The 16,415-nt window shown below is 72.3% G+C and carries 15 protein-coding genes; 3 read left to right on the top strand and 12 right to left on the bottom strand.

From position 1 onward, the window contains the following. The first annotated feature begins 82 nt into the window (after window positions 1-82). Window positions 83-2,581 carry a beta-glucosidase family protein gene (locus ACQPWU_RS35270; RefSeq protein WP_433429583.1) on the top strand — a complete coding sequence of 833 codons (2,499 nt, stop codon included), beginning with the start codon at window positions 83-85 and terminating at the stop codon, window positions 2,579-2,581. A 74-nt stretch (window positions 2,582-2,655) separates the two neighbouring features. Continuing rightward, window positions 2,656-3,627: a glycosyltransferase family 2 protein gene (locus ACQPWU_RS35265; protein ID WP_433429581.1), complete on the top strand. Its 972-nt coding sequence runs from the start codon at window positions 2,656-2,658 to the stop codon at window positions 3,625-3,627. Between the two features lie 9 nt (window positions 3,628-3,636). On the opposite strand, the gene ACQPWU_RS35260 is transcribed toward ACQPWU_RS35265, so the two are convergent. From ACQPWU_RS35260 to ACQPWU_RS35210, 11 genes are all read right to left on the bottom strand, one after another. Next, entirely contained in the window at window positions 3,637-4,026 is a 390-nt protein-coding gene (locus ACQPWU_RS35260; protein ID WP_433429580.1) for a hypothetical protein, read from the bottom strand. 760 nt (window positions 4,027-4,786) lie between these two features. Then, window positions 4,787-6,016: a glycosyltransferase family 4 protein gene (locus tag ACQPWU_RS35255; RefSeq protein WP_433429578.1), complete on the bottom strand. Its 1,230-nt coding sequence runs from the start codon at window positions 6,014-6,016 to the stop codon at window positions 4,787-4,789. Next, complete coding sequence (locus ACQPWU_RS35250; protein ID WP_433429577.1) at window positions 6,013-7,260, bottom strand: lipopolysaccharide biosynthesis protein; 1,248 nt, start codon at window positions 7,258-7,260, stop codon at window positions 6,013-6,015. The genes ACQPWU_RS35255 and ACQPWU_RS35250 overlap by 4 nt, the downstream gene beginning before the upstream one ends. Continuing rightward, window positions 7,248-7,994 (bottom strand): NTP transferase domain-containing protein, encoded by a 747-nt coding sequence (locus ACQPWU_RS35245; protein WP_433429575.1) that lies wholly within the window; start codon window positions 7,992-7,994, stop codon window positions 7,248-7,250. Before ACQPWU_RS35245 ends, ACQPWU_RS35250 begins: the two co-directional genes overlap by 13 nt. Further along, window positions 7,991-8,689, bottom strand: a complete 699-nt coding sequence (locus ACQPWU_RS35240) for an HAD family hydrolase (RefSeq protein ID WP_433429574.1) — start codon at window positions 8,687-8,689, stop codon at window positions 7,991-7,993. Before ACQPWU_RS35240 ends, ACQPWU_RS35245 begins: the two co-directional genes overlap by 4 nt. Next, window positions 8,686-9,834, bottom strand: a complete 1,149-nt coding sequence (locus tag ACQPWU_RS35235; RefSeq protein ID WP_433429573.1) for a 2-phospho-L-lactate transferase CofD family protein — start codon at window positions 9,832-9,834, stop codon at window positions 8,686-8,688. The genes ACQPWU_RS35240 and ACQPWU_RS35235 overlap by 4 nt, the downstream gene beginning before the upstream one ends. After that, window positions 9,831-10,607, bottom strand: coding sequence for a glycosyltransferase family 2 protein (locus tag ACQPWU_RS35230; RefSeq protein ID WP_433429572.1), 777 nt, complete (start codon window positions 10,605-10,607; stop codon window positions 9,831-9,833). Before ACQPWU_RS35230 ends, ACQPWU_RS35235 begins: the two co-directional genes overlap by 4 nt. A gap of 4 nt (window positions 10,608-10,611) precedes the next feature. Continuing rightward, complete coding sequence (locus ACQPWU_RS35225) at window positions 10,612-11,289, bottom strand: hypothetical protein (protein WP_433429571.1); 678 nt, start codon at window positions 11,287-11,289, stop codon at window positions 10,612-10,614. Window positions 11,290-11,725: 436 nt separating this feature from the next. Continuing rightward, on the bottom strand, window positions 11,726-13,780 hold the full coding sequence (locus ACQPWU_RS35220; RefSeq protein ID WP_433429570.1) for a WD40 repeat domain-containing serine/threonine protein kinase: 2,055 nt from the start codon (window positions 13,778-13,780) through the stop codon (window positions 11,726-11,728). Window positions 13,781-13,835: 55 nt separating this feature from the next. After that, window positions 13,836-14,096 (bottom strand): hypothetical protein, encoded by a 261-nt coding sequence (locus ACQPWU_RS35215; protein WP_349448871.1) that lies wholly within the window; start codon window positions 14,094-14,096, stop codon window positions 13,836-13,838. Beyond that, window positions 14,093-14,914: a phytanoyl-CoA dioxygenase family protein gene (locus tag ACQPWU_RS35210; protein WP_433429568.1), complete on the bottom strand. Its 822-nt coding sequence runs from the start codon at window positions 14,912-14,914 to the stop codon at window positions 14,093-14,095. The genes ACQPWU_RS35215 and ACQPWU_RS35210 overlap by 4 nt, the downstream gene beginning before the upstream one ends. A 91-nt stretch (window positions 14,915-15,005) precedes the next feature. Between ACQPWU_RS35210 and ACQPWU_RS35205 the strand changes: the two genes are divergently transcribed. Then, a complete protein-coding gene (locus ACQPWU_RS35205) occupies window positions 15,006-15,800 on the top strand; it encodes a helix-turn-helix transcriptional regulator (protein ID WP_433429566.1) in 795 nt (264 codons plus the stop codon). A gap of 37 nt (window positions 15,801-15,837) precedes the next feature. Here ACQPWU_RS35205 and ACQPWU_RS35200 read toward each other — a convergent pair whose 3' ends face one another. Next, window positions 15,838-16,386 carry a hypothetical protein gene (locus tag ACQPWU_RS35200; RefSeq protein ID WP_433429565.1) on the bottom strand — a complete coding sequence of 183 codons (549 nt, stop codon included), beginning with the start codon at window positions 16,384-16,386 and terminating at the stop codon, window positions 15,838-15,840. Window positions 16,387-16,415 lie beyond the last annotated feature (29 nt).

Raw genomic sequence — 16,415 nt, 5'->3', positions numbered from 1 at the left:
CCGTCATTGTTTTGCCGCAACGTAATTCGCCACTGCCTGCGGGTCCTTCTCTGCCGGACCCGGATGCGCTGCCATGGATGACATGGCGCTCACTCAGTCGCTCACCCGCCGCGACGCGGCCCGGCTCCTCGGAGCGGCCGTGGCCGTGGCCGTCGCCGCCGCACCCTCACCGCGGACCGCCCACCGCGCGAACGTCGACGCCCTGCTCAGGCGGCTGACGCTGGAGGAGAAGGTCTCGCTGCTGCACGGCGCCAAGGACCCCGCCTCCAAGGGCCAGGCGGGCTACCTTCCCGGCGTGCCCCGCCTCGGCATCCCCGAGCTGCGCCTGGCCGACGGGCCCGCCGGGGTCCGGGCCACGGCGAGCGCCACCGCCCTGCCCGCCCCGGTCGCGCTCGCCTCGACGTTCGCCCCCGACCTCGCCAGGCGGTTCGGCGCGGTCATCGGCCGGGAGGGCCGGGCGCTGGGCATGGACGTGCTGCTGTCGCCGATGACCAACATCGTCCGGGTTCCGCAGGCGGGCAGGAACTTCGAGACACTCGGCGAGGACCCGCTGCTGGCCGCCGCGATGGTCGCGGCCGAGGTGCGCGGCATCCAGGGCGAGGGCCTGATCGCCACGGTCAAGCACTACGCCGCCAACAACTTCGAGAACGACCGCCGTACCGTCGACGCCCAGGTGGACGAGCGGACCCTTCGCGAGATCTACCTGCCGGCCTTCGAGGCCGCCGTGGAGGCGGGCGTGGGCGCGGTCATGGCCGCCTACAACCGCGTCAACGGCGTGTACGCCGCCGAGAACCCGCACCTGCTGACCGAGATCCTGCGCGACGAGTGGCGCTTCGGCGGCTGGGTGATGTCCGACTGGTCCGCCACGCACAGCGGCGCTCCCGCCGTCACCGCCGGGCTCGACATGGAGATGCCGTCCGGCGCCAACTTCGCCGGCCTGGTCGCCGCCGTCACCTCGGGGCGGCTGGCCGAGTCCGTGGTGGACACCGCGGTCCGCCGCGTCCTCGTCCAGCTCGACCGGTTCGGCCTGCTCGGCGGCGGCCGGCCGCGACCGTCCCTCGACCGGGAGGCGGGCGCCCGCACCGCGCGGGAGATCGCGCTGGCGGGCGCGGTGCTGCTGCGCAACGAGCGCGACCTGCTGCCGCTCGGCCGCGACGACCTGGCCGACCTCGCCGTCATCGGCCCCACCGCGGCCGGCCCGCTGGCCGGCGGCGGAGGCAGCGCCCGGGTGATCCCCGCCAGAGCCGAGAGCCCGCTGAACGCCCTGCGCCGCCAGGCCCTGACGACCGTGGGGCCGGGCAGCCGCATCCGCTGGGCGACCGGCGTCGACCTGGAGGGCGTACCGGTCCCCGCCTCGGCCCTTTCCCTGCGGCGCACCCGGCGCGGCGGCACGCCGCAGGCCGCCGCCCAGGTCGACCACACCGGCGCGAACGCCCTGCCCGCAGGCTCGTCGTGGACGTGGACGGGCACGCTCACCGCTCCCTCGACCGGCGACTACGACCTGCGCATCCAGGGCGCGGGCGGCTTGCCCTCGTTCAACGGCTCGATCTCGCTGACCGTCGACGGCGTCAAGGTCGGCTCGGCCGGCGCCCTCATCGGCGGCAACAGCAGCCTCATCGCGACCTCCGGCGGCCTGACCAACGCCGGCGGCGTCATCCACCTGGAGTCCGGCCGTGCCAGGCGGATCACCATCGCGGCCACCGGCGCGGCGGGCTCGCCACTGCAGGTCAGGCTGGCCTGGGTCACCCCGCGGCGGCGCCAGGAGGCGCTGCGGGAGGCGGCCGCCCTGGCCAAGGAGACGCGGGCGGCGCTCGTGTTCGCCTTCAACGAGGGCACTGAGGGCGCCGACCGTGCGAGCCTCGCCCTCCCGAAGGGCCAGGACCAGGTCATCGCGGCCGTCGCCACCGCCAACGCCCGCACCGCCGTGGTGCTCAACACCGGCGATCCGGTGCTCATGCCCTGGGTGGAGCGGGTGCGGTCGATCCTGCAGATGTGGTACCCGGGCCAGGAGGGCGCGGACGCCACCGCCACCCTCCTGCTCGGCGGCGCCAGCCCGGGCGGCAAGCTGCCGGTGACCTTCCCACGGCGGGCCGAGGACACGTCCACCGCACAGCCCGGGCGCTACCCGGGCGTGAGCGGCGTCGCCGTCTACAGCGAGGGCGTCTTCGTCGGCTACCGGCACTACGACGCCGGCGACGTCGAGCCGCTCTTTCCCTTCGGGCACGGCCTGTCCTACACCCGCTTCCAGTACGGCGACCTGTCGGTGCGGGGCGCGGGCGGCGGGCTGAGCGTGTCCTTCACCGTCACGAACACCGGCCGCCGCGAGGGCGTGGAGATTGCCCAGGTCTACCTCGGCCCGCCGCCCGGCCCGCCGGTCCCGATGCCGCCACGGGCACTGGCCGGGTTCGCCAGGGTGCGGCTGTCGCCCGGCGAGCGGCGCCGCGTCACCGTGACGGTGGACCGGCGCGCGCTGCAGTACTGGTCGGACGGCCGATGGGTGCTCGCGGGCGGCCGCCGTACGGTCCACGTCGGGTCCTCCTCCAGGGACCTGCGCCTACGTCAGGACGTGACAGTCCGATGAGAGGCTCGTTGATGCGCCGCGGGGGCGGTCTGCGAGATCATGGAGACCCTCAGGACACGTGAAGGGCTGCCCCCGTGACGAAGGTTTCGCTGATCGTGCCGTGCTACAACGCCAGCAGGACTCTGCGCATGTGCCTGGAGTCCGTGCTGTCCCAGACGAGGCGGCCCGACGAGATCGTCGTGGTGGACGACGCCAGTGACGACGGCTCGCCGGCCATCGCCGAGGAGCTGGGCTGCCGCGTCGTACGGCTCCCCGACAACCGCGGAGTCTCGGCGGCCAGGAACGCCGGGGTGGAGAGCACCAGCGGCGACGTGATCTTCTTCCTCGACAGTGACGTGGCGTTACGACCGGACGCGGTCGCCAACGCCGTGAAGCTGCTGGAGGACGATCCCGGCCTGGGCTGCGTACACGGCGTCTACGACACCGAGCCGCTCATAGACGACGGCCCCGTCGAGTGGTACCGCCTGCTCCACCAGGTCCACTGGCGGCGCAGGCACCTCGGCGAGGTCAACAGCGTCGTGTTCGCGCTGGCCGCGATCCGCCGGGCGGTGTGGCTGGAGGCGGGCCGGCTCGACGAGGGCCTGCGTGACAGCGAGGACGTGGAGTACAGCAGCCGCCTGGCCGTGCGCACGAGGATCCTGCTGACCGACGCCGTGATGGGCCGCCACGACGAGGGCCACCGGTTCCTGCCGGTCCTCGCCGAGCAGTGGCGGCGCGCCCTGCCGCTGATCCCGCTCGCGCTGGCCACGGCCAGGCGCGGCGCGGCCAAGCCGGAGAACGCCAACAGCCGCGCCGGCATCCTCGCCTGCGCGCTGGCGCTCGCCTGCCTGCCGCTGGGGCTGCTGGATCCGGCCCTGTTCCTGGTGCCGGTGGTGCTGGTCGGGTGGTTCGTCGTGGCGGATCCCGAGCTGCTGCGATTCGTGCACCGGCAGCGCGGGGTGGCCTTCACGGCCTACTTCATGGCCGTACACCTGGCGGTCCACGTGGTGCTCGTCACGGGCCTGGCGGTGGGCTCCCTGCGCGTGCTCAGGAGAGCCCCCGCCTGACGGTGCGGTTCACGGTTCCCGGGAGTCGCCGTCCTGAAGGCCTGACTCGCGATCCGGGACGTCCGCGACGACGGCCCGGATCCACGACGCCACCACCCGTCCGAGAAGCGAACGAGGCATCACGGCGCCGGCCATGCCCCTGTCGGCCGAGATGAGCGTCACCGTCCGTGTGACCTGGCCTGCGACAAGACATGTCGTGGTCGCGGCGCCCAGGACGACCCACAGGTCGTATCCCTGCGGGAGCAGCATGACCACGAACGTCACGTACGTCACCAGTACGCCCACGAACACGACCACCCATGTGGCGCGCTGTTCCCTGGCCGGTCGTCCACCGGAGGGCTGGGCCCGGCGAGGGGCACGCCTGCGGCTCCTGCCGGAAGGTGCGGTCGACGTCGCCATGAGCGACCTCCTTGATCCTTGTTGACTCCAGGTGGGAGCGCCGGACGCGGCCCGCGAAATGGCCGCTTCGAGGCGCCGGCTTACGACGAACCTCGTGATACAACGCCTGGGCAAACAGGGATGTGAGAGTTCCTCGTGTGAGTAAGCATGGCATGCCGGTCGCCCTCCGTGACGGCCGTAATGAGACGTCACGGGGAGAAATGACGAAGAGGTCTCCTGTTTGCCCAGGAGACCTCTTCGCTTTCAACCGGTCCCGGCGCCCCACCTGAAGTCAGCAGACAGTCGCGCCGGAATCACGGCGGGAACGGATTTGCCTCTCATATTGAGAGCCGGCCCTCCGCGACCTGCAGCCACAATGTCCTGGCTGCAAGCTTGAACACGATGATTGTACATGTGCCCGTCAGGCCGCAAATCTCCTGCTCCAGGAGGGTTGGACAATAAGGGTGAAACCATATGAACGCGTACAAAACGGAACATGAGCCTCCGAGCCCCTTCAATGCCGGGCCAAACCATTTCGGAGGGTCGGCGGAGATATTTCGCCGTGCGCCCGCACTGCCGGGCCTGAGCATTCTGAATATTCGCTTATCTGCGGCAGATTGATTCTGGAATATGTGGCGAGCCGCACCGGAATTCGGGCGGGAAGCGCGCAGGTAAAATTTGACGGCGATTGGACGCGGGCGTGTCGCGGAAGGAGTCGTGCAGGCGTCAGTCACTCTCCGCATTCTGTCGATGACATAACGTTATCGAATTGGCGTCGATTTCAGCGGGCGGTCGTTTTCGCCGCCTCGTGATACACCCCGGCCGTCTCGGCGGCGGCGCGGGACCAGCTGAGACTTTCGCTGACGAACCGCTCGCCCCGCTCCGCCAGCCCGCGGCGCAGCGCCGCGTCGGTCATGACCTCGATCACGCCCCGCGCGATGTCGGCGGGCTCGCTCGCCCGCACGAAGTACGCCGCGGGCGCTTGCGGATCGGGCCCGAGGAAGAGCCGCGAGAAGCCGTCGCCCAGAATCGTCGCCCGCCCCATCGCCATCGCCTCGGTCGCCACCAGCCCGAACGGCTCGAACAGCGACGGGAACACGCACGCGTCGGCCAGCTCGTAGTGCTCCAGCAGCTCCCGGCCCTCGACGAACCTGCCGCCGGCCAGCACCCGCCCCCGCAGCCCCGTCGAGGCGACGATGCGCTCGACGCCCGCCACGTCACCCTCACCGACGATCAGCAGCCGCAGCCCCGGCACCGCGTCCGCCGCCGCCCGCATCGCCTCGAGGAGCTGGTAGACGCCCTTCTGCCGCTCGATCCTGCCCACGAACAGCAGCACCGGATCCCCTTCCGGCAGCCCCAGCCTCTCGCGCAGGGCCCGCGCCCCGGCACGCAGCGTGTCCCGCCCGTACGACGGGAGCACCGCCTCGTACGTCCCGCCCAGCGGCACGACGTCGATGGGCGTCCGGTCCCAGCCCGCGGCCTGGAGCTGGTCGCCCACCTCCGGCGTGGCCACCACCACGCGCCGGGAGATCCTGGCCAGCCACCGCTCCAGCGCCGCGAACACGTTGAGCGGGTCGGTGATGCTGCGCTGCGGCGCGACCCCGTACTCCGTGGTGTGCAAGTGGAAGACCACCGGCAGCCGCAGCACGTAGTGGCAGAGCAGGCCCGACAGGAAGTTCGTGGAGTCGTGCACGGCCACCAGGTCGGGCCGCTCACCGCGGCGGCACAGCCGCAGGAAGTAACGCCAGTTGCTGACCACGACCTGCAACGCGAGCAGCAGGAACTCCGCGCGCTTGGTGCGGTTGAGCCGCTTCCCGCGGATGAAGACGCTCCGCGGCCGGTGCACGCGGATGCCGCCCACGCTCTCGTCCACCGGCTGGTGGCCGTCGTTCAGCGTGTACACCGTCAGCTCGTGATCGCGGGCCAGGTACGGCGTGATCAGCTCGACGTACCTGCCCAGGCCGGCGGTGATGTTGGGCGGGAACTGGTTGACGACGTAGGCGATCCTCATGCGGCGCCTTCCACGGGCCGGTAGATGCGGGCGGCCGCCGCTGCCACGACGGCCAGCAGGACGAGGTTGGCCAGCGCGAAACCCACGAGCCCCCCGGCCAGGCCCTGCCAGCGGATGCAGGCGGCCAGCGCGGCCAGCGCGAGCGGGGTCCCCGCCGCCAGGCAGCCGATGAGCACCTTCGCCCCGCGCACCCCGTCCATGGACAGGGCGACGGAGTACAGGTTGAACGCCGTGTGCGCGCCGATGCCGAGCGCTGACAGCGCCATCAGGCCCGGTGAGTACGGGTAGTCGCCGCTCATCAGCAGGAAGAACACCGTGCTGGCGGCGAACGAGACCAGAGCCGTGACCCCGGCCACGGCCGGGACCAGCCGGGCGATCCGCCGCATCAGCAGCGGCTTGTCCGAGGTGGCCATCGCGGGCAGCAGCACCAGCCCGATCCCGTCGGTGAACACCACGCCGAGCAGCCGCTTGGGGAAGCCGTTGTAGACCGAGTACACGCCGACGTCGGCCGGGGTCGCCCAGTGGTTCAGGAAGATCACGTCGATGCCGAACAGCACGCCGGTGAGCGCGGCGATGACCGTCACGTACATGCCGTGCCGGTACAGCGACCGGGCCAGCCGGGCCGACCAGAGGCGCGGCCGCGGCCGCACCGCCGCCAGCGCCGCCACGGCGAACGCCACGTTCGTGGCGATCAGGCCCACCAGGTACGGCTCGGCCTCCCTGACGCCCAGCACCAGCAGGCAGTACGTGGCGGTGGCCAGGTAGACGATCGCGATGGCCAGCTTGAGCCCCGCCACGAAGGCGAATCGACTCAGCCCGCGCAGGAAGCTCTCGGCGAGCTGGTTCACCGTCATCGACGCCGCCAGCGCCAGGCCGAAGCCGAGCGTGCGGGTGTCCACGTTCAGCGCGGACGTGAGCAGCGGCGCCGCCAGCATGCCCAGCACGGCCAGCCCGGCGGTCACCGCCAGCGCGGCCGGCAGCGCCGTGGCCACCAGTTCGGGCCGCCGCTCCGGATCCGCCCTGGGCAGCTCCTGCAGCATCACGTAGTGCAGGCTCGTCAGCATGCCGACGGTGACGATCAGCGCGATCGACAGTACCACCGTGAACTGGCCGAACGCGCTCGCCCCCGCCCCGCGGGCGATGACCAGCGTGGTCGCCGCCGCCGTGCCGCTGGCCACCGTGCTCACCAGCGTCGGCCCGGCCGCCCACCGCAGGCCCGCCGCGCGTTCCCTCAGGACCTGCACCGCTGGTACGCCTGCCTGGCGAACTCCAGATCGTCCGCCGTGTTGATGCCGCGCGCCTCGTCCGGGTCGGCCACCGGCACCACGGTCACCGGCAGGCCCTCGGCCCGCGACAGGTGCGGCAGGAACGGCAGGAAGTTCACCTCGCCGGTGGCCGCGCCCTGCGCCGCCTCCGCCGTGTACCGCTCCCACGCCGCCCCCAGCCCCTCGGTGGCCAGGCAGAACACGCCGACGTCGCTGAGCCCGCCCGGGCGGCACTCGTCGCCCTCACGGGACTGCCGCACGCGTACGAGCCGGCCCTCGGACAACTCGTACTCCACGTACGGCTCGGCCATCGGCACCAGCGGCAGGGTCAGCCCCTTGCCCGGGTGGGCGGCGACGACCTCGCGCACGGTCGCGGGGGAGAGGTTCGCCTGGTCGCCCCAGACCACCAGGATCGTCTCGTACGCCGCCCAGTGCCCCGCGGCCCCGAAGATCGCGTCTCCCATGCCGGTCGGCCGCTCCTGGACGCTCACCGACACCGCGCCCGCGCCGATCTCCACGGCCGCGAGGTCCCGGAACGGGGCCTCGCCGTCGGGGGAGAGGACGACGTGGATGCGCTCGGTCCACGGCCGCAGCCGCCGCAGCAGCAGGTGCCACACGGTGACACCCTCGGCGACCTCGATCATGATCTTCGGGATGCCCTGGCCCAGCCTGGTGCCGCGCCCGGCGGCCGGTATCACCGCACAGATGCTCAATTCATCTCCAAGAGGGACACGATGTCGTCCAGGCCGCGTACCGCGACCGCGCCGGGTGCCGGCTCGGCGGTGTGGACGTGCAGCGTCGCCAGCCCGGCCCCGACGGCGGAGGCCACCCCGTGAGGGGAGTCCTCCAGCACGACGGCCTCGGCCGGATCGACGAGCCAGCGGCGGCAGGCCAGGCGGTAGAACTCCGGGTCCGGCTTGCTCACCGGCACGTCGTCGGCGGTGAGCACGTCACGGAAGCACGCCCCCAGGGACGAGCCCGCCAGCACCCGCTCCACCGACCCCCGGCTTCCGCTGGTGACCAGGTACGCCACCCGGCCCTCGCCGGACAGCCGGTCGAGCAGCCGGCGCGCCCCCGGGAACGGCCGGACCCGGCCCCGCTCGACGGACTCCCGGTAGAGGTCCTGCTTGCGCCGCGCCAGCCGTCCGGCCACCTCGCGGTCCCCGGCGGTCAGCAGGGCGGCCACCTCGGCGGTGCTCGCGCCCGCGTGGTCGGTGTACCGGAAGGACGGGAGCGCCGCCGGGACGAGCTCCGCGATGGCCTGGCGGAAGGCGGCCTCGTGGGCGGGGAACGAGTCCACGAGCGTCCCGTCGAGATCGCACAACCACACCCGCCGCCCGGCAAGCGGCACACTCGCGCCGGCGACGCCTCCCCGGGGAGCGTCTGCCGGGCCTGTGGGGCCGCTCATCCGGCCCGCGCCAGCGGGATCTCGCCGACCACGGCCTGGAGCGCCTCGGCCGTGCGCGGGCCGCTGTGCGTGCCGGGACGCTCGGCGTCCTCCAGGTCCACGCTGATCCAGCGCGCCCCCGCCCAGCAGCCGCGTTCGACGACCCCGCGCGGCACCGCGGGCCCGCCGGACGCGCCGTGATGGCTGAGGACGTGCGTGATCGTCCGCCGCTCGTTGCCCGGGTCGCCCAGGTACGCCAGCGTGCGATCCACCAGATCGGTGGCCGTCAGCCCCTGGATGTCGTGGTCGCCCCCGATGTTGACGACGAACACCCTGGCCGCGGCCCGGCTCTCCGCGATCGCCTCGGCAACGCCCGGCGTCAGGTAACTGGGCAGCAGCGACGAGTGCGGCGTGCCGGGGCCGTACACGACGAGGTCGCTGTCCCGGGCCGCCTCCAGCGCCTCGGGGTTGGGCGAGATCCCGGCCGCGTGCCGGGCGAGCAGCTCCCGCACCCGCTCCGGCGGCCGCCCCGCCAGCTCGGCGCGCGCGGCGGCCGTCAGCGGCTCCCGCAGCAGGAACAGCCCCGTGATGGCCGCCGCGTCCTGCGGCGCGACGATGTCCGCCTCGTCGGCCAGCACCCGCCCGTCCTCCTTGAGCGCGACCAGGAACGCGTTCTCGCCGGCCGTCACGTTGAGCAGCCTCGCCGGAGACCCGAACATGCGCGCGCACGCGCGTACCGCGGCGTTGAAGTCCTCGCCCAGCCGCAGGTACGCCCCGGCGAACACGAGGTTGCCGAGCGCGCAGTCGGCCAGGTCGAGCCCGTCGGGCTCGGCGCGCAGCCGTCCCGCGAAGACCCGCAGCTCCCGGGCGATCCGGTAGTCCAGCGGCCCGTCGATCAGCCGCTCCAGGTCCGCGGCCGTCGTGCCGGGCGCGAGCCGGCGTTCGAGCAGCTCCCGGCGGGGGTCGCCGCGGTCCAGGTGGAGCAGGAGGTTCTTGCGGAAGTCCGACGGTCCGAGCATGCCCGGCAGGTAGCGGCGCAGCGCGCCGGTGGACAGGCCGTTGTCGTACCCGTTGATCAGCAGGGACAGCTCCAGCCCCGGCCTGCGCAGCAGGGCGCGCGCGATCCCGGCCGCGCCCCGCCCGCCGCTGAACAGGGAAACCCTCACCGGACCTCCTCGTCCAGGACCGGGACGCGCAGCACGCCACGGCGCACCAGCCAGTGGCGCAGCCCCAGGTACCCCACGAACAGGGCCCGGTCGCGCGCCCCCTGCCAGAAGCGCCAGCCCCGGCTGCCGCCGCCCCGCTCGCGATGCTCGATCGGCAGCTCCACCCACGCGTGTCCCAGCTCGGAGACGCGGGCCGTGATCTCGGTCGAGCAGTTCATCCCGGCCGACTCCAGCGGCAGCGCGCGGAACAGCGGCCCGTACACCACCTTGAAGATCGAGTTGAAGTCGCGGTAGTGGGTGCGGTGCAGCAGGTTGCTGACCGCGCCGCTGGCCGCCGACCCCCACCGGTACGGCAGGCTGTCGGCCTTCCTGATCCGGGCGCCCGAGAACGCGAGCCCCGCCCCCGAGCGGATGCGTTCGATGAACCGGTCCAGGTTGGCGATCGGGAACTGTCCGTCGGAGTCCAGCAGCACGACCCAGTCCATCCGGGTACGCGCGATCGCGGCCGCGATGGCGGCCCCCGCGCCGCGGTTGCGCTCGAACGTGACGACGACGAGCCGCGGGCAGTCCTCCCGCAGTTCCTCCAGGATCTTCCCGGTCGCGTCGCCGCTGCCGTCGTCGCACACGACGATCTCCCAAGCGCCGATCGCCGGGTTGCGCTCCAGGTACTCCCGCCATTCCGTCACCGCGGCCGCGATGTTCTCCGCCTCGTTGTACGCGGGCGCCGCCACCGAGATCTCGATGAGGGGCGGCGCCGCAGGCGCGTTCGGCAAATGGTCACCTCCTCCGGGTGGCGTCCGCGCCGGCTCCCGTCAGGCGCGCGATCCAGCGGTCAAGGGGAAGCAGGTTGATCCCCACGATGAAGGGGACGTGGGCGAGCGTGAACCAGATCGCCGCGCCGAACGAGATCGGCCCGCCGGTGAACAGGTTGATGTGGGGGGCGTCGATTCGGTCGGGGATCTCAATCGGGTTGACCACCTGCCACATCACGTCCAGGAAGCCCGAGAACACGAGCAGCACGCCGGTGGCCATGATCTTCAGGCAGCGGCCGGGGGAGCCGCCGCCGATCCGGTACGCGGCGGCGACCGTGAGCACGATCCCCGGGTACAGCAGCAGGTACAGGTGGGTGTAGAAGCTGTCGCCCTGCGCCCGCGCGCCGTCCCCGTAGTAGAACCAGCTGATCCTCGGGATCAGGTAGCCGGTCAGGAAGACGAATGGGACATACAGCAACCAGTTCAGGCGTGGCGACACCCACGGGAAGAAGGCGATCGCGCAGCACAGGAAGGCGAAGGCGAGCAGCTTGGCCACCAGCTGCCAGGCGGCGTCGATCTCGCGGGCGTGGGGGGTGGCCAGCCAGACGAAGGCGAAGCCGGCCGCGCCGATGGCCAGGGCGATCCACCAGATGTGCGCGGCCCATGGGCGCCGGGCGTCGAGCAGGGGGTCGGGATGGTTCACAGCCGGTCCTCGTGGGGGGACGTCATGGGGGGAACGCGCTCGCGGGAGCGCTCCCAAACGCAGTATGTCAGCTGTTCCCGCAATGGTGATCTCAATACCAAATATCGGACCCGCCGGAATTGTCTGGCCTTTTGACTAACCGTAGTGCGGTAACAAAAGGCCAGCTCAATGACGTTAGTTCAAGATATCTGAAAACATGGAACGTTGTAGTGACGAACCGGTATGGAGGTGTCTGCCTGGGATGTCAAGACCTCCGCTCCGGCGCAGTGGCGGCGTCTTGCGGCGATGTCTTCATTGGACAGCGGATCCAATGATCCAGTGTATTCGCAGTTCAAACGAGATACAGAACGATTGGGAGCGCTCCCGCGCGGATTCACATCCCAGGCCCGAAACACGGGTTTCGGGATCACCGGAATATGCCCGGCCGGGGCCTGAGTCAGGCCGGGCCGAGGCTCCAGATGCGCAGCTTCCGGTCCTCGCCCGCTCCGGCGATCATCGGCCGGCCGTCCCGCTCGGCCAGCGCGAGTCTGCGGATCGCCCCGCCGGGACCCGGGCCGAGCACGCCGATGACGTCCCCGTCGCCGAGGTTCCAGACCCGGACGATGACGTCGCCGTTCCACGGGGCGTGGGCGACGACGGCCACGGGCACGTCGCCGATCCGGCCCGCGACGAGGGCCGTGGCGCCGCGGTCATCCGGAGCCTGGTCGCTGAACTCCCACTTCTTCCTGCGCTTGCCGGTCGCCAAGTCGTACACGCGCAGCGTCGCGTCCAGGTGGGTCGAGACCAGGACGGGCCTGCCGTCGATCTCGCCGCAGGCCAGCAGTTCGATCCCGCCGACCTCCCCGGTGCGGAAGGAGCGCAGCGGCTTCCCGTCCGACAGGCGCCACACCCGGACCCGCTCGCCGCCGTCTCCCGTGACGAGCACGTCGTCCTCACCCAGCCTGCCGAACGCCAGCCCCCTGACACCCTGGAAGTGGTCGCTGATCGCGGGGCCGATCTGCTTGCCGGTGGAGATGTTCCACAGCCGTACGACGCTGTGGAGGTCCCGCATGTCGTCGTACTTCTGCGACACCGCGACCGCCGCGCCCGCCGTGACGGTGACGGCGATGACGGGGTCACTCACCTTGCGCGAGGCGAGGCTCCCGCCCGCCGGGCGCCACAGCCGCATCCGGCCGTCGTGGTGACCGGAGGCCACCGCCGGTGTCCCGCCGAGGCTGCCGGCGCACACCCATTCGGCCGAGCCGCCACCGTCACCGAGCCGGGTGACCTCGGGGCCCAGGTCCCACGCGAACACCGCGCCCTTGGCGGTCCCGACGACGGTGCCCCCTTCGGCGGCCATCGCCGTGGGCGCGCCGTCCGTCGCGGGCAGGGGTACGGGATCGCCGGTCTGCGTGCCGAAGGGCTCGGCGGACGCGGCCGGGTTCGGTGACGCCGTGCCGGGGGACTGGGCCAGGCTCCCTGAGGAGGTGTCCCCGACGGGCCGGCCGGTGCGCCGGCCGTCCGGGTCGAGGAGGCCGCTCCCGGGCCGGAGGAGGGCGAACGCTGAGACCCCCACGGCCGCGGCGGCGGCCCCACCGCCGATCAACGCCCGCCGGCCGATCGACCCGCGCCGCCCCGGCGCGGTGTCCGCATCGGCCACGGACCCATGCCCTGCCTGGGCGAGCGGCGGGGCGAGTGGCCGGCCCGTGGGGTTCACCTGCCGGATGAGCTGCTGCAACAACTCGGCCGCGCCCGGCCGGGCGGCCGGATCCCTGGACAGACACGCCTCGATCGCGCCCAGCAGGTGCGGCGGCACCCCGGAAAGGTCGGGAACGCCGCTCAGCACGTGGTTCACGATGGCCGCGACCGTGTCCCCCGCGAAGGGCGTGCGCCCGGTGGCGGCGAACACCATCGTCCCCGCCCAGCTGAACACGTCCGAGGCGGGCCCCACCCGCTCTCCCTCGAACTGCTCGGGCGACATGTACGTGGGGGTCCCGACAGGCACGGAGGTCCCGGTCGTGGCGTCGAGCGCCTTGGCGATCCCGAAGTCGATGACGATCGGCCCGTCGGGCCCCATCAGCACGTTGCCCGGTTTGAAGTCCCGGTGCACGATCCCGGCCTGGTGGATGGCCGTCAGCGCGGTCAGCGTGGAGATCGCCAGCCGGTCCAGCGCCCCGCCCTCCCGCGGCCCCGAGGCCCGGACCACCGCCTGCAGCGTGTCGCCCGGCACGTACTCGCTGACGATGTACGGCCGGTCGTCCACCATCCCGACGTCCAGCACCGCCGCCGTGCAGAACGCGGCCACCCGCCGTGCCGCCTCCACCTCCCGCAGAAACCCCTTGGCGATGTCGTCGTCGTGGCTGAAGTGGCCGTGCAGCACCTTGATCGCCACCTCACGGTCGCCGACCCCTCGGTATACCACCCCTTGCCCGCCGGAGCCGAGCACGCCGACGAGCCGGTACGAGCCGATCTGCTCGGGGTCGCCCGGCTGGAGCGGGCGCATGTCCGGCATCCCGCTCCTTCCTCGGACCCGATCAGGCGATCACACGATAGGCTGCACGCCCGGGTTACGACAGTTTCTCGAAGAAGAACTCGTGCTTCAGAAACGACGTGTCGTATTCGTGCCCCGGATACGGCGGGATGAGCTGGGACGCCTGGAACAGCCGCCAGCCGTCCCGCAACGCGTCCACCCCCGTCTCGTACGGCGGCTCGTCCCCGTCGCCCGCCGTAGGGTCGGTACGCCCGGTGCCGTCGTACCGCGACCAGCCCACCACGGGGGCGTCGAGCGCGGAGGTGGCCAGATAGAGAACGAGCACCTGCTGCTTCATGCGACCCTCCCGGGGCGGTTGTTCACGCGAGTGGTCCAATAGTCGACGTCGAACGAGGGATCGTTGGTCATGGCCCGCCACAGCCGCACCCGGTTGTGGACCTCCAGCCGCCCGCTCGCCTGCTCGTACCAGGGGAAACGCCGTCCCAGCTCGGCCACGACGGCGGGGTCGTCCAGGTCGGAGGTGTCCCAGAGCCGCACCTGCGGCACGGTCGGGTTGAAGCGGATCTTGAACATGTAGCGCCGGATGGAGCTGTCGTTGCGTCGCCCGCCGTGCCAGATGCCGTGGTGGAGCAGCATCACGGTCCCGGCCGCGCAGGTCAGCCGGGTCTGGCCGCGCAGGTTCTGGTAGCGGCCGGTGTCGCTCTCGTTGATCCGGCGCAGGTGGCTGCCCGGCACCACGAGGGTGCCGCCCATGTCCGCGGTCACTTCGCGCGGGTAGTACATGAGCTGCACGTCGAACGCGTCCATGCGGGTGTCGATGATGGCGTCGGCGTGCAGCGGCTGCGCGTGGCCCTCGTGCGGCTCGCGTACGTGCACGGCGTGGTGGTCGACGGTCGGATCGGGGCCGACGAGCGAGCGCAGGGCGCCGGCGACGGCCGGCAGCTCGATCAGCCGGCGGGCGAACGATCCCTCGGGGTAGGCCTGGGCTACCGGGGTTCCGTAGGGCGGGCGCGGGATGCCCGCCTGCAGCACGTCGATCGCCTGGTCGTTGAGCTCGTCCGGGACGACCCCGTCGAGCCGCAGGTAGCCGGCGGCCACGAATCCGGCGACCTGTACTGAGGTCAGCAAGGTAGTCAGGGTGGTGGTGGTTCGCATGCCTCGAAGCTAGAACCGGACATCAGCAGTGTCGTTGGTTGCAATCATCAACTACTGGTCCATTCTCCCCAACTGGTGTAAACAAGGCGCTGTGCGACAGGTGGAGATCGCGCTCTCCGAGCCCCCCGCGGTGGCGGGGGCGGGGGTGGGCGTGCATGGTGTGGTCAGTTCGCACGACGTGTTCCGGCTGCCCGACCTCTGGCAGCTCCACCTGTACGGGTACGCCGCCGAACTGGTGCTCGAGGGCACCGTGCACGAGATCAAGCCCGGCCGCGTGAGCCTGATCCCGCCGGGCGCGGAGGTGCACTACCGCTACCGGGGCAGGTCCGAGCACCTGTACGCGCACTTCAGGCTGGCCGGCCTGGACGAGCGGCGGGTCGTCCCCGTCATGCGGGACGCCGGGGACCAGGCGCCGCTCATCGCCGCCTCGCTGCGCCAGGCCATCGCGGCCGTCCCCGACACCAGGGCGCGGGCGTCGGCGGAGGTGTGGACGGTGCTGTGGCGGGTGGCGAACCTGCCCGTGGCCGGCAGCGCGCACGCCGTCGTGGCGGCCGCCATGGAGCACATCGACGCGGACCTCGCCGCGCCGCTGACCGTCCCCGGCATCGCCCGCGCGGCCGGGGTGTCGCACAACCACCTCACCCGGTTGTTCCGCGCCCAGACGGGACACACCGTGGTGGCCTACATCCGCCGCAGGAGGATGTCCCGCGCGCTGCACCTGCTGCGCGAGTCGACCCTCGCGATTCCGGCGATAGCGGCGGCGGTGGGGATCCCGGACCTGCAGGCGTTCAACAAGGCCTGCCGTCGCGAGCTGGGCGCCTCACCCCGGGTCCTGCGCGCGGGCAGTCCCGGGGCGAGGGGGCACGCCGGCCAGGCGTGGGGCTGAACACGCGACGGGCCGTACCTGCCGCCGTGGATCGGTGTCAGGCGTGGTCGGCGCAGCAGGGAGTCGGGTTCGGCACCTCGGCAGGGGCGAGGCGGCCGCCGGCGGCGGGCATGGTGAGCAGGGTCATCAGGCCGTCGCGCCAGACGGGCCTGACGTGGTCGCTGGTGAGGACAGGGGTGCCGGCATGGGGCGGTTCGGGGGAGGCGAGCAGCAGCACCCGGTCGATGGCCGAGTCGCCGAGGATCGTGCCCACGGTGACCGTGCCGGCGAGCAGGTCGCGGCCGGGGTAGGTGACCACGCGCCCGCTCCGCCGCGCGGCGTGCTCGGCCGCCGCCAGCGCCGCCCCCGCCGCGAGTGGTCCGGTACGCGCGTCGCCCAGCGCCCACGACGGCCCGGGGGGCGGCTCCACGGGCCCCGGCACGGCCAGCGAGCAGGCGACATGTGGCTCTTCGCCGGCCAGGCCCGCGGGGACGAAGTGGGTGCAGCCGACCGTGTCGCCCGGCAGGCCGAGCGCCCGCACCACGGTGTGGAGCAGGTGCTCGGCCTCGGCAACGGTACGCGCGCCCGTGTCGATGCCGAGGATCATCGCGTAACCTCGGCGAGGGCGGGGACCCG

The organism is Nonomuraea sp. CA-141351, assembly GCF_050944675.1.
Taxonomy (GTDB): domain Bacteria; phylum Actinomycetota; class Actinomycetes; order Streptosporangiales; family Streptosporangiaceae; genus Nonomuraea.
Note: the sequence above shows the minus strand (reverse complement) of the source record. Positions and strands in the feature narration are given on the sequence as shown.

Bases quoted from the DNA above. Each gene is read 5' to 3' on its own strand.
- ACQPWU_RS35270 (WP_433429583.1), top strand. From the start codon at position 83: ATGGCGCTCACTCAGTCGCTCACCCGCCGCGACGCGGCCCGGCTCCTC.
- ACQPWU_RS35260 (WP_433429580.1), bottom strand. From the start codon at position 4,026: ATGGCGACGTCGACCGCACCTTCCGGCAGGAGCCGCAGGCGTGCCCCT.
- ACQPWU_RS35255 (WP_433429578.1), bottom strand. From the start codon at position 6,016: ATGAGGATCGCCTACGTCGTCAACCAGTTCCCGCCCAACATCACCGCC.
- ACQPWU_RS35240 (WP_433429574.1), bottom strand. From the start codon at position 8,689: ATGAGCGGCCCCACAGGCCCGGCAGACGCTCCCCGGGGAGGCGTCGCC.
- ACQPWU_RS35220 (WP_433429570.1), bottom strand. From the start codon at position 13,780: ATGCCGGACATGCGCCCGCTCCAGCCGGGCGACCCCGAGCAGATCGGC.
- ACQPWU_RS35215 (WP_349448871.1), bottom strand. From the start codon at position 14,096: ATGAAGCAGCAGGTGCTCGTTCTCTATCTGGCCACCTCCGCGCTCGAC.
- ACQPWU_RS35210 (WP_433429568.1), bottom strand. From the start codon at position 14,914: ATGCGAACCACCACCACCCTGACTACCTTGCTGACCTCAGTACAGGTC.
- ACQPWU_RS35200 (WP_433429565.1), bottom strand. From the start codon at position 16,386: ATGATCCTCGGCATCGACACGGGCGCGCGTACCGTTGCCGAGGCCGAG.